The sequence below is a fragment of the Caulobacter sp. SRI_014 genome (assembly GCF_057586315.1).
Genome location: NZ_JBYCZQ010000013.1, coordinates 79,535 through 104,639, shown reverse-complemented (window position 1 = coordinate 104,639; position 25,105 = coordinate 79,535). Strand labels below are relative to the sequence as shown.

Here is a 25,105-nt window from a genome sequence, read left to right as displayed (position 1 = left end):
CGGGCCTGGTTTAGGCGGCGGCCTTTTCGGCCAGCTTGGCCTTCACGGCACGCTTGATCTTCAGGGCGCGGGGCGAGAGGTCCTCGTCCTTCAGCTTGACGATCACGGGATCGAGGCCGCCCTTGAAGTCCAGGGTGCGCAGCGCGGCGTTGGTGATCCGCAGCTTGAACGACTGGCCCAGCACTTCCGAGACCAGGGTGGCGGGAGCCAGGGCCGGCAGGAAGCGGCGCTTGGTCTTGATGTTCGAGTGGCTCACGTTGTGGCCGACCATGGGGCCGACACCGGTGAGTTCGCAGCGACGCGACATGTTGGAACCTTCGCAATAGAATTTCGGGCGCGCCAGGGAACCCCTGCGCACGAGAGGGGCGTCTATAGGGGTAAGGGCGGGGAAACGTCAACCCTTTGAGCCGATTCAGAAACGACTCTCTGAGCGCCTAGATCACGCCCATGACGAGAGAGGGCTTCAGCCGCCATTCATGCGCCGTCATTATACGAGAGAACCGCAAGACCTGCTGCTCTGGAGCCCCAGAAGAACTCGATGCCCGACATGATCCGCCCGGCCGCCATCATCGCCACAGTCGCCCTGCTGGCCATCCCGGCCGTCGCCTCCAGCCAGGCGACGAACACCATCCTGCCCGGCTACTGGGAGTACCGCAGCAAGGTCAGCTACGGCGTTTCCTCCTCAAGTGTCGAGAAGAAGTGCGTCCTGCCCAAGGACATCGACAAGTTCTTCAGCGGCCCCAGCAACCGCCACTACAAATGCACCTACCCGACCCGCAATGTCGCGAACGGCAGGGCGGAGTTCCAGGGCACCTGTGTCGACAAACGCGGGCGCAAGGCGTTCGTGACGGCGTCGGGGACCTACAGTCCCAAGCACTTCACCCTCAACGCCAAGATCAAGACCAGCATCATCGGCCTGCCGGTTACGCCGACCGGTTCGATCGACGCCACCTGGATCGGTCCGACCTGCCCGCCCAAGCCGCCGAAGAAGGCCAAGTAAACGCTCAGGCTTGTGGTTAATCGACGTTAAGATACAATAGCTTGTAGGGAACAAATGCCGAATCGGACGAAGTCGCTGATTCGGTCCTGATTCGTTTCGCGCCTGTTCGCGTGTCGCACCCGGCGACGTTAACCGCTCCCTCTGCCAAGTGCGTCCACGAGCCGGCCCGTGCTATCCTGCGGAAAACAACGACTCTCTTCGGGGCCACGCCTTGCACAAGTTCCTACGTCCGCTGGCCGCTATCGGCGCCCTGATCCTTGCCGGCTGTGCGGCCCAGGCGGGCAGCAATGACGGCGATGACTTCCTGATGTTTGGCGGGCCGATCTTCAGCGACGGCGGCGCGGCACAGGCCGACGGCTCGACCCAGGTGATTCCCGCCGAGGCCTTGGTCGTGCGCGACGGCAAGGTGGTCTTCGCCGGCGCCTTGGCCGCCGCCAGGGCGCAGGCCAAGGGTCTGCCCCAGATCGACCTGAAGGGCGCCGCCGCTTATCCGGGCTTCGTCGACAGCCACGCGCACCTGACCGGCGTCGGCCTGCGCGAGATGACCCTCAACCTCGACCAGGTGAAGTCGGTCGCTGAGTTGACGGCCGCGGTGAAGGCCTGGAGCGCCGACCATCCCGGGTCAGAGCCCCTGACCGGCCGGGGCTGGATCGAGACTCACTGGTCCGAGAAGCGATTCCCCACCAAAGCCGATCTCGACGCCGTGGTTTCCGACCGTCCGGTGGTGCTGGAGCGGTCGGACGGCCATGCGGTGGTGCTCAACAGCGCCGCCCTGGCCCTGGCCGGCATCACGAAAGACACCAAGGACCCGAGCGGCGGCCGTATCGAGCGCGACGCCGCCGGCGAGCCGACCGGCATGCTGATCGACAACGCCCAGAGCCTGATCGGCGCCAAGCTCCCTCCGCTGTCCTACGCGAAACGGCGCGAGGCGCTGGAGAAGGCGGTCAACCTCTATGCGGCCCGCGGCTGGACCGGCGGCGCCAACATGAGCACCGAGGCCGACGACGTGAAGGCCCTGTTCGAACTGGCCGCCGAGAAGAAGCTGCCGATCACGGTCGACGTCTTCATGACCCCCGAAGATTCGGCCGAGGTCCTGCGTCGCGGCCCCTACAGCGACCCGACCGGCATGGTCCGGGTGCGCGGGGTGAAGCTCTACATGGACGGCGCACTGGGTTCGCGCGGGGCCCTGTTGCTGGCCCCCTACAGCGACCAGCCGGCGACCAGCGGCCTGCAGATCGCCCAGCATGACGAGGCGCTGCGCATCCTGAAACAGGCCCTGAAGGTCCGCGCAGACATCGCCTTCCACGCCATCGGCGACGCCGGCAACCGCCAGGTTCTCGCCTGGATGGCCGAGGCCTTCGCCGCCGACCCCGCAGGCGCCAAGAAGGTCCACTGGCGCATCGAGCACAGCCAGATCGTCAACCCCGTCGACTACCCCCGGTTCAAGCAGCTGGGCGTCATCGCCTCGATGCAGCCCTCGCACGCCATCGGCGACCTGTTCTTCGCCCCCGACCGCCTGGGCCCCGACCGGCTGAAGGGCGCCTATGCCTGGCGCAGCCTGACCAACGCCGGCGCCCTCGTCATTGGTGGGACAGATGCTCCTGTCGAGGTCGGAGATCCGAGGATCGAGTACTACGCGGCCGCCGTGCGCAAGGACCTGAAGGGCTTCTCCGCTTCCACCTGGCATTCGGAAGAGGCGCTGAACCGCGTCCAGGCTCTGGACCTCTTTACCCTCAACCCGGCCCAGGCCGACCACCGCCCGGCCGGCTGGGGCCGGCTGGTCAAGGGCAGCCCGGCCAACATCACCGTCTTCTCCCGCGAACTGCTGACCGTCCCCGAAGATCAGATCATGCAGGCCAAGCCAGTGCTGACGGTGGTCAAGGGGCGGATCGTCCACGACGCGCGGTGACCCACGGCGGGCATCGGTCGGAACTTTTGCCTCCCGCCTGAGGTTGATCGTCGCGCAACTGCCTGGAGGACCGCGTCGATGCTTGCCCGACTCGTTGGCCGGCCCCACCTATAGGCCATGAGTGACCGCTCGACCGGCCAGGCGCCGGCCCGGCTTACGGCCGTTTTGGGCCCTACGAACACCGGCAAGACGCATCTGGCCGTCGAGCGGATGTGCGGCCACGCGAGCGGCATGATCGGCCTGCCCCTGCGCCTGCTGGCGCGGGAGATCTACGACCGGGTGGTGGCGCTGAAAGGCGTCCGCGAGGTGGCGCTGATCACCGGCGAGGAAAAGATCGTCCCGCCGCGCGCCAACTATTTCGTCTGCACCGTCGAGGCCATGCCGCTGGGCCGCGAGGTCGAGTTCATGGCCATCGACGAGATCCAGCTGTGCACCGATCCTGAGCGAGGCCATGTGTTCACCCACCGGCTTCTGCACGCCCGGGGCAAGCACGAGACCATGCTGTTGGGCTCCGGGGCGATGGTGAACCTGGTCCGCCGGCTGCTGCCCAAGGCCGAGATCGTCACCCGCGAGCGGTTCAGTTCGCTGACCTACTCCGGCTCCAAGAAGCTTACCAGGCTTCCGCGGCGCAGCGCCGTCGTCGCCTTCAGTTCCGACCAGGTCTACGGCATCGCCGAGCTGATCCGCCGCCAGCGCGGCGGCGCCGCCGTTGTCATGGGCAGCTTGAGCCCCCGCACCCGCAACGCCCAGGTCGCCCTCTACCAGTCGGGTGAGGTCGACTTCCTGGTCGCCACCGACGCTATCGGCATGGGGCTGAACATGGACGTCGACCATGTCGCCTTCGCGGGGCTTCGCAAATTTGACGGCAAGCGGACCCGCTGGCTGCACGCCACCGAGATCGCCCAGATCGCCGGCCGGGCCGGCCGCTACCGCCGCGACGGCACCTTCGGGGTGACGGGCGAGGCGGATGAGATCGACGAGGACCTGGTCGAGCGGGTCGAGAACCACCAGTTCGAGCCGATCACCACGGCCGAATGGCGCAATAGCAAACTCGACTTCACCAGCATGGCGACGCTGATCAGGACGCTGGACGAGGCCCCGCAGCGCGAGGGGCTGAAGCTGTCGGCCGAGGCGCTGGACGAGCAGACGCTGAAGCGGCTGGCCGAGGATCCGGAGATCGCCCACCGGGCCAAGGCCCGGCCGCAGCTGGAGAAGCTGTGGGAGGTCTGCCAGACACCGGACTTCCGCAAGATCGCCAGCGACGATCACCTCAACCTGCTGCGCCGCATCTTCAACGACCTGACCAGCGGCCGGCGGCGCATTCCGGACGAGTGGATGGCCGGGCAGTTCGCCAGCCTTGACCGCACTGACGGCGAGATCGACGCCCTGGCCGCGCGGCTGGCCTCGACGCGCACCCTGTCCTACGTCGCCAACCGGCCCGACTGGCTGCACGACCCCGGCTTCTGGCAGGCGACCATGCGGACGCTGGAGGACCGGCTCAGCGATACCCTGCATGAGAAGCTGATGGCCCGGTTCGTCGACCGGCGGACCAGCGTGCTGATGCGCCAACTGGGCGACCGCGAGACGATGATGGCCGGCGTTGCCGACGACGGCACGGTGACCGTCGAGGGCCACTACGTCGGCAAGCTGAGCGGGGTGGTGTTCGACCAACCCAGGGCCATCACCAGCCTTGAGGAAAAGGCCCTGCGCGGCGCCGCCCAGCGGGCCGTGGCGCCGGAGGTGGCCAAACGGCTTGGCGCCCTGGCGGCGGAGGAAGACGGGGCCTTCAACCTGACGCCGGACGGCATGGTCCTGTGGCGCGGCGCGGCGGCCGGGCGGCTGGACAGCGCCGGCAAGGTGAGGCTGCTCGGCGAGCTGGGTCCCGTGCCGGCGCGCGAGCGGGCCCAGCGCCGGCTGGAGGCCTGGCTGGCCCATGAGCGGGCCCGCAAGCTCTCGCCCCTGGCGGCGCTGGAGACGGCGATGAGCGAGGGCGGGCTGCGGGGACTGGCCCGAGGCCTGGCGCACCGGCTGCTGGAAAACGGCGGCGTCCTGCCGCGCCGCCAGGTCGAGGCGGAGATGAAGGTGCTGAGCCAGGCTGAACGGCGGGCCCTGCGCAGCCTGGGCGTCCGTATCGGCGCCTTCAGCCTCTATTTGCCCGGCCTGCTGAGCGAGGAGGCCCAGACTTTCGCCCAGTCGATCCAGGCCGACACGGCGGGACCGGCGCCGGGAAAGGTCAGCCGTCTGCAGCCCGGCGCGGTCGATGCCAAGGCGCTGTCGGCGCGCGGCCTGATGGCGGTCGGCGGGCTGGCTGTGCCAGTCGAAACACTGGAGCGGCTGGACGCCGCCCTGCGGGCCGCGCCGCAGAAGGCGGGGGGCGCGGTGGTGTCCGATGCCCTGCTGGCGAACCTCGGCTGGAGCACCAGGGAAGCGGGCGACATCCTGCGGGGCCTGGGATACGCCCCAATCAACCGTGACGCACCGATCGCCTGGCGCCGGCGCGGCGCCGCCAAAGCCGCCGTCCCGACGCCGGTCAGCCCGCCGCCGGGCTCGCCCTTCGCGGCCCTTGCGCAACTGCGGATGCCTGAGCGCAAGCCGAAGGTCCGGCGGCCCCGGCGGAAGACGGCCAAGCCGTGAGCGACGCGGCCGACAGCTGCCGGGCCGATGTCTGGCTGTGGCGGGCGCGCTTTTTCAAAAGCCGTACGATCGCCGCGAAATTCCTCGAGGACAGCCGCGTGCGCATGACCCGCGGCGGCGTCGAAACCCGCCTCGACAAGCCCAGCCGCACCCTTCACATCGGCGACGAACTGGTCTTCGCCCTCGGCGGCCGGCTCATCGCCGTGCGCCTGGAACAGACCGGCGAACGGCGCGGGCCGGCCAGCGAAGCGCGCTCGCTCTATACGACCTTGGAGAATAACTGAGCGGCCGCGAGGCCTCGCCGCATTGACAAGGCGCCCTCCCCCATCGGATGACGCGCCTCCACGATCCGATCCCGCGCGCGCGATCTCCTGTGCGCGCCTTTAGAGCGCCTGATGACCTACATCGTCACCGATCCCTGCATCAAATGTAAGTTCATGGACTGCGTCGAGGTTTGCCCCGTCGACTGCTTCTATGAGGGCGAGAACTTCCTGGTCATCAACCCGGATGAATGCATCGACTGCGGCGTCTGCGAGCCCGAATGCCCGGTCGACGCCATCAAGCCGGACACCGAGGACGATCCCGACAGCAAGTGGCTGAAGGTCAACACCGACTTCGCCAAGATCTGGCCGAACATCACCCTCAAGGGCGAGCCGCCGGCCGACGCCGAGGCCTTCGAGCGCGAGACGGGCAAGTTCGAGAAGTACTTCAGCGAAAAGCCCGGCAAGGGCAGCTAGCGGATTTCCAGGGTGATGGTCACGGCGTGGGCCATGTCCATGAGGCTGGCGTCGGGCCCGGGCGGGTTGAACTGCTCGACGATCAGCCGCTCGCCCGGGCGCCTATAGACCGTCCGGACGGCGGGCCTGGGCCCGAACATCGAAGCCAACGGATCGGCCGGAATGTCCGCCACCGCATAGGGCGGCCGCGTCGCCAACGCCCAGTCACCAACCTCTTTCGCCAGCGCCGCCGTATCGACAAGCCCGTGGTCGACCTCGATGCGGCAGGTCTGCGGCCGCTCGGCCTGCGCCCGCCACAGATGGATGCGCACCTGGCGGCCGCCCTTCTCCCAGGTGAGGGTCTCGCCGAGGATGCCGCCCTTGTCGGGGTCTCGCAGGAAACCGCCGCCCCGCGCCCGTTCGACCAGGGTCGCGACCGAGTCGCCATTGGCATGGCCCTGACAGACCAGCAGCAGGCTCGTCATGGCCTGATCCTGGGCATTCTCCTGGGCCAGGGCGGCGCCAGGGGTCAGAGGCACGAGCAGCAACAGGACGGCCAGGACGAGACGGCGCATGGAACCTCCGCAACAGTCCCGGAAGGATAGCAGGGGCGCAGGCTCGAGCTACCCTCCGAAGCGGGGGCAGACCCGCGGCCCTATTTCTCGTTGATCAGCGTAACGGTCACGACATCCTTGAACCAGAAGGGGTCGTGACGCTGTTCGGGTTGGGGCCGGTCGTCCACGAACAGCTGCTGGCCCGGACGCTCGTAGAGGCTGGTCCAGCGGTCGCCTTCCTCATCGGGCGCCGACTGGCGATCCACGATCTGGGCGAAGGCCGGCTTGGCCATCGTCGTCGCGTAGCGCTTGACCATGCCCAGCAGGCGCGGAACTTCGACATCCCCGCTCGTGACCTTCACCTGGCAGAAGCGGTTCCCCTTGGTCTTGTCCGGCCCGAAGGTGAGCTGGATGGTGTTCACCGGCCACTGGTTGCGGTCGACGGTCCAGATGTAGATGTAGCCCTTCTGGTCGTCGCCCTTGACCATGGGGTCCTCATAGAAGCCGGCGGCGACAGCCTGGCGGACCAGGCCTTCGGTCGGCTTGCCGGCTGTGTAGTCGGTGCAGATGGTCGCCATCGTGGTCATGGCCCGCACTTCGATGGGCGGAGCCTTCGGTTGCGGCGCCTGGCCGACGGCGGCGGCCGGCAGGGCAAGGAAAAACGCGGTCAGGACGAGCGGGCGCATGGAACCTCCGGGGTTGCCGCGCCAGCATAGGGAGGCCGATCCCCGCGCCACCCCCAAAACCGGGGGAGTCGGCTTGACCGGGCGTCCCATGGCCGCTGTTTGTCGCAAACCTTTCATTCGGCTGAATTTTGTGCTAATACACCCTCGACGCGGTGGGATTTTCCTGCTCGCGCCTCGGTTCAAGAACAGCCGCTCCCGAACGGCGCGCCCGGACGAAGGCGAAGGGTGTCCTAGAAGACTTTTGAGCATGACAGTTTGAGCCCGCGCCACTTCAGCGCCTGGGGCTTTTTCGCGTCGTGACCAGAGTTTTCGTGGGGAGCAGGTGCTCCGCGAATTCCGCGGAGGTGATGGAGAAGGAAGACTATGAGCAAGACCGGTCTGGCGTTTTCCGTGGGCGACCACGTTGTGTACCCCGCCCATGGCGTTGGCTCGATCCAGGCGGTCGAGACCCAGGAAGTCGCCGGCATGTCTCTGGAAGTCTATGTGATCACCTTCGACCACGAGAAGATGACCCTGCGCGTCCCGACCAAGAAGGCGGCCACCAGCGGCCTGCGTTCGCTGGCCGAGGAAGGCGTGATGAGCAAGGCGCTGACCACCCTGAAGGGCCGCGCCCGCGTCAAGCGCACCATGTGGTCGCGCCGCGCCCAGGAGTATGAAGCCAAGATCAACTCGGGCGATCTCGTCTCGATCGCCGAGGTGGTCCGCGACCTGCACCGCGCCGAGAACCAGCCGGAGCAGAGCTACTCCGAGCGCCAGCTGTACGAATCGGCCCTGGACCGCATGGCCCGGGAAGTCGCCGCCGTCGAGCGCATCGACCGCGACGCCGCCGTCAACCTGCTGACCAAGAGCCTGCAGAAGGCCGCGTAGGCGGTTCTTCTTCGGAAGACGGACAAACGCCCGGATCGAAAGGTCCGGGCGTTTTTCTTTGAACGGCTGTGATCCACACGCACACCCCCTGCGTACCTCGCCTCATGGCGAGAGAAGCAGTGACGGCCGAGACAGCAGAGCGACGGTACATCCGGCGCGCGATGCGCATGCCCATGCTCGAGGCTGATCACGAACATCGGCTGGCCGTCCGCTGGAAGGAACGCCAGGACGAGGAAGCCCTGCATGAACTGACCGGCGCCTATATGCGGCTGGTCATCGCCATGGCCGGGCGGTTCAAGGCCTATGGCCTGCCGCTCGGCGACCTGATCCAGGAGGGCAGTGTCGGCCTGATGCAGGCCGCCGCCAGGTTCGAGCCGGACCGGGCGGTGCGCTTCTCGACCTATGCCGGCTGGTGGGTGCGGGCGGCGATGCAGGACTATGTGCTGCGCAACTGGTCGATCGTGCGGACCGGCACGACGGCGGCCGGCAAGAGCCTGTTCTTCAACCTGCGCCGCCTGCGCGCCCGGCTGGGCGACATGGAAGGCCGGCTGACGGCCGAGGCGCGGGTCGCCATCGCCATCGAACTGGGGGTCGAAGAGGATGACGTCGAGGCCATGGCCTCGCGACTGTCGGCCCAGGACCGCTCGCTGAACGCCCCGATCACGGCCGGGGCCGAGGACGCCTATCAGGACTTCCTGCCCGACGAACGGCCCGATCCGGAGGAGGCCGCCGCCGAGACCCTCGACGGCGAGGCCCGGGCCGGCGCGGTGGCCAGGGCGCTGACCGTGCTGTCGCCGCGGGAGCTGACCATCGTGCGGGCCCGCCGGCTCAGCGACGAACCCCGGACGCTGGAATCGCTCGGCGAGGAGATGGGCGTCTCCAAGGAACGGATTCGGCAGGTCGAGCATGGAGCGCTGGAGAAGCTGCGCCGCGCCCTGCAGAACGAGTTCAGCCCGGCCGCCCTGGCCGCCCTGGTTGGTACATCCTGACCCTATTGGGGATTGAGGATCTCGAGCGCCTCGGGGTGATCGAGCCGTAGCTGGCCGTCGCGCAGATAGCCCCGCACCCGCACCAGCCGCCCCTCCAACGAGGCCGGCGAACGGCCGGCGCTGTCGAAATCCTGGATCGCCCGCGCGGGAATGACCGCCGACAGGCCGTGGCCGAGATTGAGCAGGCGGGAGTCCGCGCCGGTCCGCACCTGGCCGACCTGGGCCTCGACCAGGGCAAAGCCCGGGGCCGTCGCAGCCGCCTCGCGGGCGATCAGCACCCGGTAGGACGGCAGGGCCCACAGCCCCCGTTTGGCATTGCGGCCCTCGCCCTCGCGACGGAGCATCTCCCTGGCCAGGGCCCGGCTGTCGGGGAAGGTGCGCACCCGCGCCGCCCCCTCGCGCAGCATCCGGCCCTGCACCCAGCGCCGCCCCTTGGCCAGCCGCAGCTGGGCGACCTTGCGGCCGAACGGATCGCGCGCCGCTCCGGCCGACATCAGCTCGACCTCCTGGCCCAGCACCATCTGCGCCAGCCGCTCGCGAGAGGCCTCGCCATAAGGCTCGTCGAGTTTGGGCGCGGTGATACCGGCCAGCTTAAGGTCTTCGCCGTCGGACAGACGGACCATGTCGCCGGTGACGACCTCGACCACCTTGGCCTTGCCCTGGGTGGCCAGGGCGTCGAGCCGTGCGGCGTCGCCGCATCCTCCAAGGGGGGCGGTCAGGCAGAGCGCGGCGACGACGACGGCAAGGACTCGGATCAAGGGGCCGGCTCCATCAGCGGTTCCTTCACGGCCGGGATCGGGCCGCGATCAAGCTCAGCCCGCAGGTGGGCGACATCGAGATCGCCCTCCCAGCGGGCGATGACCAGGGTGGCGACGCCGTTGCCGACCAGGTTGGTCAGAGCCCGGCATTCGCTCATGAAGCGGTCGATACCGAAGATCACCGCCAGGGCGATCAACGGGATGGTCTGGACCTCGGTAATGGTCGCGGCCAGGGCGATGAAGCCGGCGCCCGTGATCCCCGCGGCGCCCTTGGAGGTCAGCACCGCCACCCCCAGCAGGCTGGCGATCTGCCAGCCGTCGAGGTGGGTGTTGGTCGCCTGGGCCAGGAACAGGATGGCCAGGGTCATGTAGATGTTGGTGCCGTCGAGGTTGAAGCTGTAGCCGGTCGGGATGACGAGGCCGGTCACCGACTTCGACGCGCCGAGCCGCTGCAGCTTTTCCATGATCTGGGGCAGCACCGATTCCGAGCTGGAGGTGCCGAGCACGATGAGCAGCTCCTCGCGGATGTAGCGCAGGAACTTGATCAGGCTGAACCCGGCCCAGGCGGCGATGCCCCCCAGCACGATGAGCACGAACAGCAGGGACGTGGCGTAGAAGGTCAGGATCAGCTTGCCCAGCTGCACCAGGCTGCCCAGACCATGCTCGCCGATGGTGTAGGCCATGGCCCCGAAGGCGCCGATGGGGGCGAAACGCACCACGATATGGATGATCGAGAAGAAGACCTTGGCGATGTCTTCCAGCACCCCGGACACCCTGGCCCCGAACTCGCCCAGCCGGGCGCAGGCGAAGCCGGTCAGGATGGCGATGACCAGCACCGGCAGGATGGCCCCGTCGGCGAAGGCGCCGACAAAGGTGTCGGGGATCAGGCGCAGCAGGTATTCCGCGAGGCCCGGCGCGTGGGCCGCCTTGTCGGCATAGCCGGCGACGGCCTTGGCCGCCTTGCTGGCCGGATCGATGGCGGCCGGGTCGATGTTCATCCCCGCCCCAGGCTGGACCACCAGCCCGACAATGAGGCCGATCAGCAGGGCGAAGGTGGAGACGACCAGGAAATAGGTCAGGGTCCGCGCGCCAACCCTGCCAAACCGCGCCATGTCGCTCATATGGCCGATGCCGGCGGCCACGGTGCAGAAGATGACCGGGGCGATCACCAGCTTGATCAGCTTGATGAAGGCGTCCGCCAGCGGCTTGAGGTCGCCGCCGAGGCCGGGCCAGATGGCGCCGACGGCGATGCCGAGCGCGATGGCCAGCAGGACCTGGACGTACAGAACGCGCAAGAAGCGCATGACCCCTCCCCGGGCTAGGTGTGGCGGTCACGATAGCCGGGCCTATCGAAGCGGACCAACATTATACAGCGGGGTCGGACCGCAAGGCGCCGCGCGGCGCCGGTTCTCCAGAAAATTCCGTGACTTGGCGTGGCGGCGGGGGCTGTGAATGTAGGCGCCGGGTAGGCGTCCGCGTTGACATGCAGGCGGGGAATGTTGACCCGTCCATGCCTACATCCGAGACGCCGGCGCCGCGGGACGCCGCCAACGCCTGAAAAGGCAGGTGAATATGTCTAGACATATTGATCCGCCGCCACGGGGCATGGTCACGGGCGGCTGCAGGAAAGGCGTCCGTCCGAAGGGGTGAACCTCTAGGCCGCCTGCGAGGCCGCGCCCAGCAGCCGCTCCGCCAGGGGCAGCAGGACGTCGCGCTTGAGCGGCTTCTGCATCACTTCGTCGGCCCCGAGGTTGGCGGCCAGCCTCAGCAGGCTCTGCATGGCCATGGTCCGGGTGCCGGCCGACATGACCACCACCGGCAGGTCCGGCCAGCGGGCCTTGATCTGACCGAGGGTTTCGACCCCGTCCATGTTGGGCATGATCATGTCGAGCAGGACCAGATCGACCGCCCCGGCCTCAAGCCTGGCGATGCCGATCCGGCCATCCTCGGCGACGTCGCAGACGTGGCCGGCCTCGGTGAGCAGTTCGACCGCCATGGCGCGCAGCAGCGGATCGTCGTCGATGATCAGGACCTTGCTCGTCATACCGCTTCCGGGGTTCCCTTACGCTATGCGATCAAATTGGGGGCATCAGGCTTAAGAAACCTGTGACGGCCGATATGAATATCGAAGTTGCGCCATTCCGCCGCAACGTCCGGCCAAGCGGGGTTGTGACGCGGGGGCCTTGGAGGCTATCAGGGCGCCAGTGCGGCTCCGTAGCTCAGCCGGATAGAGCAGGGCTTTCCTAAAGCCAAGGTCGGGGGTTCGAGTCCCTCCGGGGCCGCCACCCACTTCCGCCGAGATCGTCATGCGCATCATGATTCTGACGCTTCTGTTGGCCGGTTTGCCGATAACGGCCGCGGCTCAGGCGCCCCGCACCGTGCCCAAACAGTTTCAGGGCGAGTGGAACGCGACGCTCGAGGACTGCGGGACCGGGATGAACGACTCCCGCCTCGTCATCGGTAAGAGAGAGGTCGGCTACTACGAGAGCGGCGGGCCAGTCCTGGCAGCCGTGACCCGGGGCCGCTTCGAATTGGCGCTCGTCCTTGAGCTGTCCGGTGAAGGCGAGACGTGGATGACGACCGCGCAGTTCCGCCTGTCGCCCGACGGCAAACAGCTGACCGATGTGGACCAGGCCGCCGAGGCGCCGATGGTTCGATACCGCTGCCCCGCCAAGCCCTAGGGCTTCAGCAACGCCTGCTGACAGGCCGCCATCCGGGCCTCGATCTTCGGATGTTGCGCGGCCACCGTCGCGCCCCGCAGCGCCAGGGCATAGCCGAAGCCGGCGGTGGCTTCGAGGTCGGCGGTTTCGATGGAGCCCAGGACCCACGACAGCATGGTCGAGCCGAACACGCGCTCGAGGCCGCGCACCAGAAGGTCGGGGTCGAGGCCGGGCAGCAAGGCCCCGCTGGCGGCAGCCTCGTCGATCAGACCGCGCCAGAAGTCGTAGCGGCGCGGTGAGCCGAGCGTCATGCGCAGCTCCTTGCCGTTGGTGTCGAGGGCCTCGGTCCACAGGGGGCGATAGAAGGCCTCGTCCTCGGCATAGTAGGTCATCGAGATCGACACGGCCTGGAAGATGCGGTCGATGACGTCCAGTTCGCCCAGGCCGGCGAAGCGGTCCTGGAAAGTGCGCACGTCCTCCAGCACTGCCACGACGATGGCCCGCTTGGAGCCGAACAGGTTGTAGGGGGTGGTCAGGCTGACGCCGGCCCGGGCGGCGATGGCGCGCATCGACAGGCCCGCATCGCCGGTCTCGCGGATCAGCTCGCGGGCCGCCGTGACGATGCGGCGGCGCCGTTCGGCCTTGGCTTCCTCGCGCCTGCTCATCTTCGCCCCGCCTGGTCCTGATCCTGCCTAGCAAACTGGACGGCTTGACCGCGACCCGTAAAATTTAGAACATGTTTCAGTTAGCGGCCGTCTTGGGAGGGACGCGCATGCAGACGACCTTGCAGCCACGCAAGATCCCGCGCCCGGGCCGCTCACGGGCCAGAAGGAGGACTGGGGACTGTCGGCCCAGCTGTTCGTCCGCAACCTGACCGACGAGACCGTCATCACCGACCAGTACCTGACCGACGACACCTCGGGCCTGTTCACCAACATCTTCCTGCTCGAGCCCCGCACCTACGGCGTCTCGATCACCAAGCGGTTCTAGCTCCCAGCTTTCCTCAGGAGCCATTGGGCGGCGGACCACGGTCCGTCGCCCTTTTTCCGTTCAGCCTTTGCCCCTCAGCCTTTGCCCCTCAGCCTTTGAAGGTCGGCTGCCGGGGATGGATGTCGTCCTTGAAGATGTCGAAGCTCTTCCAGGCCGGCTCGACCGGCGCCTCGCCCGGGCGCGGGACGTAGACCGACTCCTGGGCCACCTCCAGGGCGGGGATGTAACGCGGGCAGTTTGGGAAGATGGCGTGGGCCTGCACGCGAACGATTAGCTGGGCCCCGACGGTGCTGGCCATCAGCGGATCGGCGCGGTCGATCCGGGCCACACCATTGACCCGCAGCCGCCGTGGCGGGCCGTGCAGGGCGATGAACAGCAGGGCGACCTGAGGATTGACCGTGACGTTGCCCAGGCTCTTGAACATGCCGTTGCCGTCATAGTCGGGGAAGGCCAGCTCCGATGGGCCCGTCACCTGCACGAAGCCGGCCGGCCCGCCCTTGAACGAGCAGTCCGGCTGGCCCCCGGCGTCGGCGGTGGCGAGGAAGAAGTAGATCGAGCCCTCGATGAAGGCCTGGTCGTCCGGCGTGAACTCGGTCCGTTTGAGCTGTTCCAGCTTGTTGGCGATGCGGCGACTTTCGAACGCGTCCTGCAGGGCGCGGTTGCCTGCGTGGTAGAACGGACCGGCCATGGCGGCGTCTCCCTGCTCCCGATCAGGCAAGGCTACTCCACCATGGGGCCCGGGCAAGGGCGAGGGTGCTCAAAACCGGGCAGTCAGGGATAGACTGGCGAGGCCGACCTCGAAGCCGGCCGTCCGCCGCAGCCCGTCCGAGTCCTCGGTCGACTGGCTGTAGCCGAGGGCGGCGGAGACCTTCGGCGTGACGGCGTAGGTGGCGCTGACGGTCCAGGTGGTCACCTCGTCCTGGCGGTCGATCTCGCGGTGGTCATCCCATTCGCGCGTGACTCCCAGGCTGGCGGAGAAGCGCGCGTTGATGGTGTGCGTTACGGTCGCGCCGACCAGGGTCTCGACATAGAGGGACGAGCCGGCCACCGGCGTTTCCTTGAAGCCGCGCGAGGCGGTGAGATCCAGGCGCGTGGACTTGACCGGCGTCCAGCTTGCCCGGGCATCGAGGAACAGGGTCTCGGCGTCGCTGAAGCCCGGCTGCTCGAAACTCTGGCCGATCCAGCCGATCTCGATTTCGCCGTTGAAGCTCTTGCCGGAGAAGGCGGCGCCGGCGGTGGCGATCCAGGTCTCGGAGTCGCGGTTGAGGGCGATGACCGGCGGGGCCAGGTCGTAGTCGGTGTCGGTGTGGCGCAGCTGGGCGAACCAGCCGAGGCCGCCGCCCTTGAACGAGAGCTTCAGCGACTGGCCGACAACGGTGCGGTCGCGGTTGTCCTGCAGCAGCAGGGCCCCGGTCGAGCGCAGATGGACGTTGTCGAAGTCGAGCTCGCTCCAGGTCAGCTGACCGCGCAGGACCACGTCGCCGCCGAGCGGCAGGCTGGCCCCGAGGTTGGCCTTGTCGGTGGTGAACTGGACGCGCCTGTCGGTGTCGCGGCGGGCGACGCGGGCGGTGCGGTCGATGGTCGTGAGGCCATGGCTGGCCCCGCCAAACAGGTCGAGCTTGCCGGCCTTCAGCGTCCCGGCCAGGCCCAGTTCGTGATCGTCGGCGTCCTCGCCGCCGTTCTCGTCGTAGCGGTCGAGGTCGAAGGTCGCGAAGGCTTTGAAGCTCCCCGCCTTGCTCTTGGCGAACCAGGTCGCCCCACCGCGCAGGTTGAGGACGAGGTCGTCGATCTCATTCGCGCCAGTGGCCAGGACGTTGTCGTTGGCCTGGACAGACGTGATCAGCGCGCCGCTGAGGCCGGGTTTATCGGCCGCCACGCTGGCGGCAGGCAGCAGGAGGCAAGCCGCCGCGAGGGCGGTCGCCAGGGTTACGGTCTTCATGATCCCCTCCAGTGATGTGCGAAATGGTCAGCCGACCTGCCGACCCCAGTTCTTCGCGTAAGGAATGGCCTCCCCGTCCGGCGTTTCACTCCCAACCGTCCCCGTCTGCGCGAGGCTGGTGACGTCTCCGATGAGCAACACGACAGGCCCCTCGAAACTCTCCGCCGCCAGCACGGCGGCCAGGCTCTCCAGGCTGGCGCGGCGGATGCGGGCGTTCGGCGCCCCGGCGTTCTCGATGGCGGCGGCCGGCGTGGTCGCCCGCATGCCCTCGTCGATCAGCCGGCGGGACAGGGCGGCGGCGCTGTCGCGGGCCATGTAGAGGGCCAGGGTGGTCTCGCCGTCGGCGACGCCGCGCCAGTCGGCGCCGGCCAGGGCCCCGCCCTCGGTGCGGGCGGTGGCGAAGACCACGCGGCGGGCCAGGCCCCGATGGGTCAGCGGGATATCGAACTGGGCGGCGGCGGCGCAGGCGGCGGTGACGCCGGGCACGACCTCGGTCTCGATCCCGTGGCGGCGCAGAAAGGCGACCTCCTCCCCCACCCGGCCGAACACCGACGGGTCGCCGCCCTTGAGGCGCACCACAGTCAGGCCCCTCTGGGCCAGCCGCAGCATCAGGCGGTTGATGGTCGCCTGGTCCATGCTGGTCCGCCCCGAACGCTTGCCGGTCTGGATGCGGAAGCAGGACATCGGCGCGAGAGCCAACACCTCGTCGCTGACCAGGGCGTCATAGAGCAGCGCCTGCGCGCCCTGTACCGCGCGCTGGGCCCGGACGGTCATCAGGTCGGCGGGGCCAGGGCCGGCCCCGACCAGCAGAACGCGACCGGGTTCATGCGGCATGGGCTGTCTCCTCGGGTGGCGAAAGCGCCTGGATCATGCGGGCCAGTTCGGGGCGGCAGGAGCCGCAGTTGGTCCCGGCCCCGGTGGCGGCGCCGACCGCCTCGACGCTGCGGGCGCCAGCGGCGATGGCGGTCTCGATGGCCCGCGAGCCGACCTTCAGGCAGGCGCAGATCATGGCGCCGGCGTCGACCACCGGCCCCGGCGGGCGGCCGATCAGCAGGGCGGCGCGGGCGGTGGGCGACAGCTCCGGCTCTTCGAAGAGGTCGACCAGCCATTCGCGGGTCGGCAGCTTGCCGGCGACCGTCAAGAACAGCACCCGCTTCAAGCGGCCGCTATCGACCCAGGCCAGGCGCAAGGCGCCAGCGCGGGCGTCCTCATAGGTCAGCAGTTCGCCGCGCGCGCCGCGTCCAGCCGCCTTGCGGATGGCCTCGCGCTGAGCCTCATCGCCGCGCCCGGCGAACTCGAACTGCTGGCAGGCGGTCTGCGGCAGGCGGCGCCAGACAATGTCCTTGGGAAAGGCGACATCGCCGGTCTCGAGGGTCAGCAGGAAGCCGCGCCAGGTCTCGCGATAGGGGCGCAGCTGGGCGGGGGTGTGTTTGAACTCCGGCTGGCCGGAGACGGGGTCGAGGTTGGGCGCGATCAGGCCGTTGGTTCGTCCCGACGGGGCGAAGGCGTCGGTCCAGTGCATCGGCATGAACAACCCGCCGCGCCGCTGGCGGTCCGTGAGACGGGCCACCGCGATGGCCTCGCCGCGCACGGTGCGCACCCGGGCCAGAGCGCCCTCGGCCACCCCGGCCTCGGCGGCGTCCTCGGGGTGGACTTCGACATAGGGTTCGGGGGCGTGACGGCAGAGGTCGGGGGCCAGGCCCGTGCGGGTCATGGTGTGCCACTGGTCGCGGATACGGCCGGTGTTCAGCGAGAAGGGGAAGGCGCCGTCGACAGCATCAGCCGGTGGAGCGGGCCGCACGGGCACAAGGCGTGCCCGGCCGTCGGGGGTCTGGAAGCGGCCGTCGGCGAACAGGCGCGGCGTTGGGCCGGCGGCGGTAATCGGCCATTGCACGGGGCCCAGGGCGTCGTATTCGGCCTGGTCCAGACCGACCAGACCCGAGAGGTCGAGCAGCCGGTCCTGGTTCTCATAGGCGGTCAGGCGCGTCCATTCGCGGAAGACGGCGGCCGGCGAGGTCCAGGAGAAACCGTCGGCATGGCCCATGGCGCAGGCGACATCCGCGATGATCCGCCAGTCGGCGCGGGCCTCACCGGGGGCGGCCATCAGGGGCCGCTGGCGGGAGATGCGGCGTTCCGAATTGGTCACCGTGCCGTCCTTCTCGCCCCAGGCCAGGGCAGGCAGGCGGACATGAGCCAGGTCCAGGGTGTCGGTCGTGGCCATGACATCGGAGGCGACCACGAAGGGGCAGCGCTCCAGCGCCTCGCGCACCCGCGCCGAGTTGGGCAGGCTGACGGCCGGGTTGGTGGCCATGATCCAGACCGCCTTGATGCGCCCGTCATGGATGGCCTCGAACATCTCCACCGCTTTCAGCCCTGGCGCGCGGGCGGTCTGCGGCGCGCCCCAGAAGCGGGCGACGCGGTCGCGGTCGGAGGGGGCGAAGTCCATGTGGCCGGCAAGCGTGTTGGCCATGCCGCCGGTCTCGCGCCCGCCCATGGCGTTGGGCTGGCCTGTGATCGAGAAGGGGCAGGCGCCGGGCTTGCCGATCCGGCCCGTCGCCAGGTGGGCGTTGAGAATGGCCAGGCCCTTGGCCACGCCCTGGGCTGACTGGTTGGCGCCCATGGAGAACAGGCTGACGGTCCGCTCATGCCGGGCGAAGAGGTCGTAGAAGGCCGTCAGGGCGGCCGGCTCGACCCCGCAGTCAGCGGCGACGGCGAGCGTTGACTGGTCGTCGGCCAGCAGGGCGGAGACGACCTCGTTCCAGCCGTTCACATGGGCGGCGACGTAGGCGCGATCGACAGCGCCGCGCCGCATCAGGTCGGCCAGCAGGCCGTTCCACAGCCGCACGTCGGTCTGGGGGGCGATGGCCAGGTGGACGTCGGCGCCCTCGGCGGTGTCGGTGCGGCGCGGGTCGATGACGACGTGGCGCTGGCCCCGGACGCGGGCTGCTTCCATGCGGCGGTAGAGCACCGGATGGGTCCAGGCGGCGTTGTGGCCGCTGAACACGACGAGGTCGGCGAGGTTCAGGTCCTCGTAGCAGCCGGGGACCAGATCGGCCCCGAAGGCCTGCTTGTGGGCGGCCACGGCCGAGGCCATGCAGAGCCGCGAGTTGGTGTCGATATTGCCCGAGCCGATGAAGCCCTTCATCAGCTTGTTGGCGGCGTAATAGTCCTCGGTCAGCAGTTGGCCGGACACGTAGAAGGCCACCGAGTCCGGCCCGTGACGGGCGACGGTTTCGCTGAAGCGTTTGGCGACCAGGGCCGTCGCCTGCTTCCAGGCCACCCGCCGCTCGCCGATCATCGGATGCAGCAGCCTGCCCTCGAGCCCGACCGTGGCGCCCAGCGCCGCGCCCTTGGAACAGAGCCGTCCTTCATTGGCCGGATGCAGGCTGTCGCCGGCCACCGAGAGGCTGCGCCCCTCGGCCAGCCCCGACACGCCGCAGCCCACCCCGCAGTAGGGGCAGGTGGTCCGCACCGCAGAAGGCGCGCCGCCGTCAGCCATCCCGGGGCGTTCCATAGAGGCCGACCCACAGCCGGCCCTCGCGGACCTCCAGCGGCACGGTCGGGGTGCAGTCCTTGCCCTTGTCGGCCCCGGTCGGCTCGCCGGTCGCCAGATCGATGACCCAGCTGTGCAGCGGGCAGGTGACCGAACGACCGTGGACGATGCCCTGGCTCAGGGGCCCGCCCTTGTGTGGACAGGCGTCCATCAGGGCGAAGATCTCGCCATCACCCGTCCGAAAGACGGCGATGTCGCCTTGCGGGCTGGGCAAGCGCCGCGCGCCTCGGCGGGGCACGTCGGTGACGGCGCCGACCTCGGTCCAGACCAGCTGGGGCGCAGGAGCAATCGCGTTCATACCGGGGCGAACTCCATGCGGCGGCTCAGGGGGGTGAATTCGTCGGAGTGGCGGCCGGCCACCCGCTCGGCCCAGGGGTCGATGCGGGCGGTGCGCTGGGAGACGACGAAGCGGTCGTAGAGGGCGCGGCGCTGGTCCGGGTCGGTCACCACCGCCTGGATGCTCTCAAGGCCGACGCGGGCCATCCATTTGTAGACCCGCTCCAGGTACCAGCCGTCCTCGCGGTACAGCTGCATGGCGGCGGCGATGGTCCACACCGTCTCTTCTTCGGTGGCGACGCGGGTCAGCACCTGCGTGCCCTGGATGTGAAGCCCGGCGGCGCCGCCGATGTGGATCTCGTAGCCGCTGTCGACACAGACGACCCCGAAGTCCTTGCAGGTCGCTTCGGCGCAGTTGCGCGGGCAGCCGCTGACCGCCAGCTTGACCTTGGCCGGCGTCCACGACCCCCAGAGGAACTTCTCCAGCCGGATGCCGAGGCCGGTCGAGTCCTGGGTCCCGAACCGGCACCAGTCGCTGCCGACGCAGGTCTTCACCGTGCGCAGCCCCTTGGCGTAGGCGTGGCCCGAGACCATCCCCGCCGCATTGAGGTCGGCCCAGACCGCCGGCAGGTCATCCTTCCTGACGCCCAGCAGGTCGATACGCTGGCCGCCGGTCACCTTGACCGCCGGAATAGCGAACTTGTCGGCGACGTCGGCGATGGCGCGCAGCTCATCGGGGGTGGTCATGCCGCCCCACATGCGCGGCACCACCGAATAGGTGCCGTCCTTCTGGATGTTGGCGTGGACCCGTTCGTTGATGAAGCGAGACTGCTTGTCGTCGCGGTATTCGCCGGGCCAGGCGCAGATCAGGTAATAGTTGAGCGCCGGCCGGCAGGACGCGCACCCATCCGGCGTCGTCCATTCCAGCGCCTGGAACACGGCCGGCAGGGATTTCAGCCCCTCGGCGACGATGCGCCGGCGGGTCTCGCCGTGATCGCGGTGGGTGCATTTGCAGACCGGCTTGGGTCCCGTCTGGGCCTGGAAGCCATCGCCAAGCGTCAGCTTGAGCAGCTGTTCGACCAGCGGCGTACAGCTGCCGCAGCTGGCCGAGGCCTTGGTCACCGCCTTGACGTCGTCGAGGGTGGTGAGGCCCTGCGCGGTGACCGCGCCCGTGATCTGGCTCTTGCAGACGCCGTTGCAGCCGCAGATTTCCTGCTCATCGGCCATGGCCGCAACGGCCGCGCTAGGGTCCAGGCCGGCCAGCCCTTCGGTGATGGCCTGGCCGAAGATCAGGCTCTCGCGGATGTCGCCGACATCGCGGCCCGACCGCATCAGGTCGAAGTACCAGCCGCCGTCGGCGGCGTCGCCGAACAGCACGGCGCCGGCGACCTTTCCGTCCTCGATGACCACCCGCTTGTAGACGCCCCGGGCGGCGTCGCGGAACACGATGTCCTCGCAGCCTTCGCCCCCGGCGAAGCGCCCGGCCGAAAAGACGTCGACGCCGGAGACCTTCAGCCGGGTCGACAGCACCGAGCCTTCGTAGGCGCCCTCTCCGTCGGTCATCGCCTGACCGAGCGCCCGGCACATCTCCCAGATCGGCGCGACCAGGCCGTAGCATTCGCCGCGGTGCTCGGCGCATTCGCCGACCGCGAACACCGCCGGATGGCTGGTGCGCATGGCGTCGTCGACCACCACACCCCTCCCGACCGCCAGGCCGGCGTCGCGGGCCAAAGCCGCGTTCGGGCGGATACCGACGGCCATGACCAGCAGGTCGCAGTCGAGCAACCGTCCGTCCTTCAGCTGCAGTCCGGCGACCTGGCCGTCCCGGCCGACGATCTCCTGCGACTGCGCCCCCATCACCGTCTCGACGCCGCGCTCGGCCAGGGCCTCGCGCAGCAGGAAGCCGGCCGACTCGTCGAGCTGGCGCTCCATCAAGACGTCCATCAGATGGACGACGGTGGCCTGCATGCCCCGGCGGGCCAGGCCATAGGCGGCTTCGAGGCCGAGCAGGCCGCCGCCGATGACCACGGCCTTCGCCCCCCGCTTGGCGGAGGCGGCGACCATGGCCTCGACATCGTCCAGGTCGCGAAAGGTGACCACGCCCTTCAGGTCGACGCCGGGCAGGGGCAGCCGCACCGGGTCGGACCCCGTGGCCAGGATCAGCTTGTCGAAGGCCAGTTCAAGCCCGCCCTCGGCCACGACCTTGCGGCGGGCCAGGTCGAGGCCGGTGACGGCCCTCCCCGCATGCAGGGTGATGCCGTTGTCGCGGTACCAGGCCTCGTCATTGATGACGATATCGTCGAAGGCCTTCTCCCCGGCCAGCACCGGCGAAAGCATGATGCGGTTGTAGTTGACCCTCGGTTCGGCGCCGAAGATGGCGATCTCGTAGCGACCGGGGTCGCGCTTGAGGATCTCCTCGACCGCCCGGCAGCCGGCCATGCCGTTGCCGATGACGACCAGTCTTTCCCTGGACATGCTGCTGATCCTGACGCTGTGGGGACTAGAGACGGACGGGGACGGGTTCGCCGCCCTGCAGGGTCGGCCAGACCGCCCGCCAGTGGTGCTTGAGGCCTTGCAGGGCCACGAGGGCCAGCAGGGCCAGGGCGGCGAAGGCCAGGAAGCCGGTCTGGTAGGTCCCGGTCAGCTTGCGGGCCAGGCCGAGGCTGGAGGCCAGGTAGAAGCCGCCGATGCCGCCGGTCATGCCGACCAGGCCGGTGATCACCCCGATCTCGGCCCGGAACCGCTGCGGCGCCAGCTGGAACACCGCCCCGTTGCCGGCCCCGAGCGCGCCCATGGTGAACAGCAGCACGGCCAGCGCCGCCCAATGGCTGCTCATGTGGAAGCTGGCTCCGGCCAGACCGAGGGCGGCCAGGACGTAGACGACGCTCAGGGTCCGCACCCCGCCGAGCCTGTCGGCTAGGTAGCCGCCGACCGGCCGGATGAACGAGCCGGCGAAGACGCAGGCGGCGGTGAAGAAGCCGGCCATCACCGGCTCCAGGCCATACTCGCTGTTGAAATAGATGGTCAGCGACGAGGCGAGGCCGACGAAGCCGCCGAAGGTGACCCCGTACAGCAGCATCAGCCACCAGGCGTCCGGAACCTTGAGCACGTCGAGATAGGCCGACAGCTTCTTCGGCGCCGGTTGCTCGGGCGCGTCCTTGGCCAGGAAAACGAACACCACGAAGGCGATGGCCAGCGGCAGGGCGGCGAGACCGATGACATTCTGCCAGCCGAACAGCTTGGCGAGGCCAGGCGCGAACAGGGCGGCCAGCGCGGTGCCCGAATTGCCGGCCCCGGCGATGCCGAGCGCCAGGCCTTGGTGCTCCGGCGGATACCAGCGCGAGGCCAGCGGCAGGGCGACGGCGAAGGAGGCGCCGGCGACGCCGAGCAGAACCCCGAGGATCAGCACCTGATTGTAATCGTGCACGCCAAGCAGCCAGGCCAAGGCCAGGCCGGCGAGAACGAGGAGCTGGCCGATGACGCCCGTGGTCTTGGGACCGACACGGTCGACCAGCACCCCGGCAACGAGGCGCAAGAGGGCGCCAGACAGCACCGGCACGGCGACCATGAAGCCCTTCTGGGCCGGATCGAGGTTGAGATCCCTGGCGATGGCGACGCCGAGCGGGCCCAGCAGGACCCAGACCATGAAGCTGAGGTCGAAATACAGGAACGACGCGAACAGGGTCGGCGTGTGGCCTGACCGCAGAAAGGAGCGAGTGTTCATGTGAGCGGCTTTCGGATGCGCGTGAGCGAGAACGGCGGCGTCGCCGGGGCTGGTGACCGCATCCGAGCGGTCGTCGTCTTGGCAGGCCGGACGTCGTTGCCCTTGGCCTGAGGCCGAGGAGACGGCGGGGCGGGCGTCAGGGCCAGCCCGTCCTCCGTGCGCGGTCCCAATTGGTGGCAATCCGCACGGTTTTGCGGCGCCGCAACATGGCCCTGACCGGTTTTGGGGCGCCCGTCGTGGCGTCAGGCCGGTTGGCGCATGGCCTGCTGAAGCAGGTCCGGGCGGAAGACGGCGGCGAGTCTGGCAGGATCGAGGTCCGAGGGCGCCTGGCCCCAACGCTGCATCTGCGAAAGGATCCAGGCCCCGTCGGCGTCGGTCAGCACCCCGGCGTTATCGGCCTGGAACAGCAGCTCGTGGTCGAGGGCATGGGCGATGGCCTCGGGCGGCGCCCCGACGGCCTCGGGCCGGGCCAGCAGAGCGATCAGTTCGGCCCGGTTGGCGCGGTCGTCGGCCCAGCGGCCGGCGGCGACCAGGGCGCGCAACAATGCCGACAGGGCATCCGGCCGGCGGTCCACGAGGCCCGGCGACAGGCCCAGAACCTTGTCCGGTGCACCCGGGTGCAGCCCGGCCGTGGTGGCCAACAGGCGACCGGCCCCCAGGCGGGCCGCGACGGTGTTCCAGGGCGCCCCGGCGCTGAAGCCGTCGATGCGGCCGGCAGCGAGCTCCTCGGCGGTGCGCGGCGGCGGGGTGACGACAATGCGGGCGTCGACGTCCGGGACGATCCCCTGCCCTTCCAGCCAGCCGCGCAGGGCATAGGCATGGATCGACCATGGGAAGACCACGGCGAAGGTCGCGGGCTGCGTTCGGGCGGCCAGCGCCGCTTTCAGCGATCCGAAGGCGGCGACCTGGTCGAGCAGGCGGCTCGACAGGGTGATGCCGCCGCCGTTGCGGTTCAGGGCCATGGGGGCGATCAGCGGCACGGGCTCTCCGGCCAGGCCAAGCGCGGCGGCCACCACCATGGGCGCCAGCATGTGCGCGGCGTCGAGGGTCCCGAAGGCGACCTTGTCGCGCACGGTGGCCCAGCTGGCCTCACGGCTCAGCGTAACCTCCAGCCCCTCGGCGGCGAAGAAGCCCTTGGCCCGGGCCACCAACAGCGGGGCGCAGTCGCTCAGCGGAATGAACCCGAGCGTCAGAACGGTCATGCCCCATCCCCCTTGAGGATGCCGGCGAAGGCCAGCAGGTCGGCCGCCACCGCCCCGATGGGCCGGCCCTTGTCCATCGCCAGCTTGCGCAGCAGGCCGTAGGCGGCGGCCTCGTCGAGGCCGCGCTCCTTCATCAACAGGCCCTTGGCCCGGTCGACGATCTTGCGCGATTCCAGGTCGGCCTTGGCGCGGGCCAGGTCGCCTCGCAGCTGCTGCATCAGCGAGAAGCGGCTCATCGCCACCTCCAGCACCGGGCGCACCCGGTCCGGGGCCAGGCCGTTGACGACATAGGCGGCGACCCCGGCCCGCACCGTCTGTTCCGCCAGGCCCGGCTCGCTGCGGTCGGCGAACATCACCACCGGGCGGGGATTGGACAGCGACGCCTCGCGGAGGCTCTCGAGGATGTCCCGGTCGGGGCTGTCGCAGGCGACCACGATGACGTCCGCCTCGAAGCCGCGCGCCTCGGCGGCGTCGAAGATCGGTGACTGGCGCACCTCGAGCGGATCGACGCCGGCCAGGCCCTCGGCGACGAGGGCGGCCCGGGCGGGATCGGGATCGATCAGGAGGACACGCATGGCGCCGACCTAGCGGGCCGCCCCTGCGGCCGCGAAGCCCAATCGCCCGCGATCCAGGCATTGTGACCCCGGC

At 69.2% G+C, this 25,105-nt stretch carries 24 protein-coding genes and 1 tRNA gene; 9 read left to right on the top strand and 16 right to left on the bottom strand.

Going from position 1 to position 25,105, the window contains the following annotated elements; genetic code table 11:
- Positions 1–10: 10 nt before the first annotated feature.
- Positions 11–307 (bottom strand): 50S ribosomal protein L28, encoded by a 297-nt coding sequence (gene rpmB / locus AC2YG9_RS20870; protein WP_487299925.1) that lies wholly within the window; start codon positions 305–307, stop codon positions 11–13.
- A 231-nt stretch (positions 308–538) separates the two neighbouring features.
- On the opposite strand from rpmB, the gene AC2YG9_RS20865 reads away from it, so the two are divergent.
- From AC2YG9_RS20865 to fdxA, 5 genes are all read left to right on the top strand, one after another.
- Positions 539–1,000 carry a DUF3617 domain-containing protein gene (locus AC2YG9_RS20865; protein WP_487299924.1) on the top strand — a complete coding sequence of 154 codons (462 nt, stop codon included), beginning with the start codon at positions 539–541 and terminating at the stop codon, positions 998–1,000.
- 211 nt (positions 1,001–1,211) lie between these two features.
- A complete protein-coding gene (locus AC2YG9_RS20860) occupies positions 1,212–2,909 on the top strand; it encodes an amidohydrolase (RefSeq protein WP_487299923.1) in 1,698 nt (565 codons plus the stop codon).
- A 117-nt stretch (positions 2,910–3,026) separates the two neighbouring features.
- The gene (locus AC2YG9_RS20855; RefSeq protein WP_487299922.1) at positions 3,027–5,543 is read left to right on the top strand and encodes a helicase-related protein; all 2,517 of its coding nucleotides are present in this window, start codon (positions 3,027–3,029) and stop codon (positions 5,541–5,543) included.
- A complete protein-coding gene (locus AC2YG9_RS20850; RefSeq protein ID WP_487299921.1) occupies positions 5,540–5,827 on the top strand; it encodes an RNA-binding S4 domain-containing protein in 288 nt (95 codons plus the stop codon). The genes AC2YG9_RS20855 and AC2YG9_RS20850 overlap by 4 nt, the downstream gene beginning before the upstream one ends.
- A gap of 111 nt (positions 5,828–5,938) precedes the next feature.
- Entirely contained in the window at positions 5,939–6,280 is a 342-nt protein-coding gene (gene fdxA, locus AC2YG9_RS20845; protein WP_487299920.1) for a ferredoxin FdxA, read from the top strand.
- Here the strand turns inward: fdxA and AC2YG9_RS20840 are convergent.
- On the bottom strand, positions 6,277–6,834 hold the full coding sequence (locus AC2YG9_RS20840) for a hypothetical protein (protein WP_487299919.1): 558 nt from the start codon (positions 6,832–6,834) through the stop codon (positions 6,277–6,279). The two genes, fdxA and AC2YG9_RS20840, sit on opposite strands and share 4 nt — an antisense overlap.
- A gap of 80 nt (positions 6,835–6,914) precedes the next feature.
- The gene (locus AC2YG9_RS20835; protein ID WP_487299918.1) at positions 6,915–7,499 is read right to left on the bottom strand and encodes a hypothetical protein; all 585 of its coding nucleotides are present in this window, start codon (positions 7,497–7,499) and stop codon (positions 6,915–6,917) included.
- A 363-nt stretch (positions 7,500–7,862) separates the two neighbouring features.
- Here AC2YG9_RS20835 and AC2YG9_RS20830 point away from each other — a divergent pair, with 363 nt between their 5' ends.
- On the top strand, positions 7,863–8,366 hold the full coding sequence (locus AC2YG9_RS20830) for a CarD family transcriptional regulator (protein ID WP_271065969.1): 504 nt from the start codon (positions 7,863–7,865) through the stop codon (positions 8,364–8,366).
- 104 nt (positions 8,367–8,470) lie between these two features.
- Positions 8,471–9,355 (top strand): RNA polymerase factor sigma-32, encoded by an 885-nt coding sequence (locus AC2YG9_RS20825; RefSeq protein ID WP_487299917.1) that lies wholly within the window; start codon positions 8,471–8,473, stop codon positions 9,353–9,355.
- Positions 9,356–9,357: 2 nt separating this feature from the next.
- On the opposite strand, the gene AC2YG9_RS20820 is transcribed toward AC2YG9_RS20825, so the two are convergent.
- The 3 genes from AC2YG9_RS20820 to AC2YG9_RS20810 form a co-directional block, all read right to left on the bottom strand.
- Positions 9,358–10,113: a thermonuclease family protein gene (locus AC2YG9_RS20820; protein ID WP_487299916.1), complete on the bottom strand. Its 756-nt coding sequence runs from the start codon at positions 10,111–10,113 to the stop codon at positions 9,358–9,360.
- Positions 10,110–11,417 (bottom strand): dicarboxylate/amino acid:cation symporter, encoded by a 1,308-nt coding sequence (locus AC2YG9_RS20815; RefSeq protein ID WP_487299915.1) that lies wholly within the window; start codon positions 11,415–11,417, stop codon positions 10,110–10,112. The genes AC2YG9_RS20820 and AC2YG9_RS20815 overlap by 4 nt, the downstream gene beginning before the upstream one ends.
- Positions 11,418–11,767: 350 nt before the next feature.
- Positions 11,768–12,157: a response regulator gene (locus AC2YG9_RS20810; protein ID WP_487299914.1), complete on the bottom strand. Its 390-nt coding sequence runs from the start codon at positions 12,155–12,157 to the stop codon at positions 11,768–11,770.
- A 164-nt stretch (positions 12,158–12,321) separates the two neighbouring features.
- Between AC2YG9_RS20810 and AC2YG9_RS20805 the strand changes: the two genes are divergently transcribed.
- Together AC2YG9_RS20805 and AC2YG9_RS20800 are read left to right on the top strand one after the other, a co-directional pair.
- A tRNA-Arg gene (locus AC2YG9_RS20805) sits at positions 12,322–12,398 on the top strand.
- A 21-nt stretch (positions 12,399–12,419) separates the two neighbouring features.
- Positions 12,420–12,794, top strand: a complete 375-nt coding sequence (locus AC2YG9_RS20800) for a hypothetical protein (RefSeq protein WP_487299913.1) — start codon at positions 12,420–12,422, stop codon at positions 12,792–12,794.
- Here AC2YG9_RS20800 and AC2YG9_RS20795 read toward each other — a convergent pair.
- The 10 genes from AC2YG9_RS20795 to AC2YG9_RS20750 form a co-directional block, all read right to left on the bottom strand.
- The gene (locus AC2YG9_RS20795; RefSeq protein WP_487299912.1) at positions 12,791–13,438 is read right to left on the bottom strand and encodes a TetR/AcrR family transcriptional regulator; all 648 of its coding nucleotides are present in this window, start codon (positions 13,436–13,438) and stop codon (positions 12,791–12,793) included. The genes AC2YG9_RS20800 and AC2YG9_RS20795 overlap by 4 nt on opposite strands.
- Positions 13,439–13,851: 413 nt before the next feature.
- The gene (locus AC2YG9_RS20790) at positions 13,852–14,451 is read right to left on the bottom strand and encodes a pyridoxamine 5'-phosphate oxidase family protein (protein WP_487299911.1); all 600 of its coding nucleotides are present in this window, start codon (positions 14,449–14,451) and stop codon (positions 13,852–13,854) included.
- A gap of 69 nt (positions 14,452–14,520) precedes the next feature.
- The gene (locus AC2YG9_RS20785) at positions 14,521–15,702 is read right to left on the bottom strand and encodes an outer membrane beta-barrel protein (protein ID WP_487299910.1); all 1,182 of its coding nucleotides are present in this window, start codon (positions 15,700–15,702) and stop codon (positions 14,521–14,523) included.
- Positions 15,703–15,729: 27 nt separating this feature from the next.
- A complete protein-coding gene (gene cobA, locus AC2YG9_RS20780; RefSeq protein ID WP_487299909.1) occupies positions 15,730–16,536 on the bottom strand; it encodes a uroporphyrinogen-III C-methyltransferase in 807 nt (268 codons plus the stop codon).
- Entirely contained in the window at positions 16,526–19,201 is a 2,676-nt protein-coding gene (locus tag AC2YG9_RS20775; protein WP_487299908.1) for a nitrate reductase, read from the bottom strand. The genes cobA and AC2YG9_RS20775 overlap by 11 nt, the downstream gene beginning before the upstream one ends.
- Positions 19,194–19,553 (bottom strand): nitrite reductase (NAD(P)H) small subunit, encoded by a 360-nt coding sequence (locus AC2YG9_RS20770; protein WP_487299907.1) that lies wholly within the window; start codon positions 19,551–19,553, stop codon positions 19,194–19,196. The genes AC2YG9_RS20775 and AC2YG9_RS20770 overlap by 8 nt, the downstream gene beginning before the upstream one ends.
- On the bottom strand, positions 19,550–22,006 hold the full coding sequence (gene nirB / locus AC2YG9_RS20765) for a nitrite reductase large subunit NirB (RefSeq protein ID WP_487299906.1): 2,457 nt from the start codon (positions 22,004–22,006) through the stop codon (positions 19,550–19,552). Before nirB ends, AC2YG9_RS20770 begins: the two co-directional genes overlap by 4 nt.
- 25 nt (positions 22,007–22,031) lie before the next feature.
- Positions 22,032–23,255, bottom strand: a complete 1,224-nt coding sequence (locus tag AC2YG9_RS20760) for a nitrate/nitrite transporter (protein ID WP_487299905.1) — start codon at positions 23,253–23,255, stop codon at positions 22,032–22,034.
- 242 nt (positions 23,256–23,497) lie between these two features.
- Positions 23,498–24,457 carry a CmpA/NrtA family ABC transporter substrate-binding protein gene (locus tag AC2YG9_RS20755; protein WP_487299904.1) on the bottom strand — a complete coding sequence of 320 codons (960 nt, stop codon included), beginning with the start codon at positions 24,455–24,457 and terminating at the stop codon, positions 23,498–23,500.
- Positions 24,454–25,032, bottom strand: coding sequence for an ANTAR domain-containing response regulator (locus tag AC2YG9_RS20750; RefSeq protein WP_487299903.1), 579 nt, complete (start codon positions 25,030–25,032; stop codon positions 24,454–24,456). The genes AC2YG9_RS20755 and AC2YG9_RS20750 overlap by 4 nt, the downstream gene beginning before the upstream one ends.
- Between the last annotated feature and the right edge of the window lie 73 nt (positions 25,033–25,105).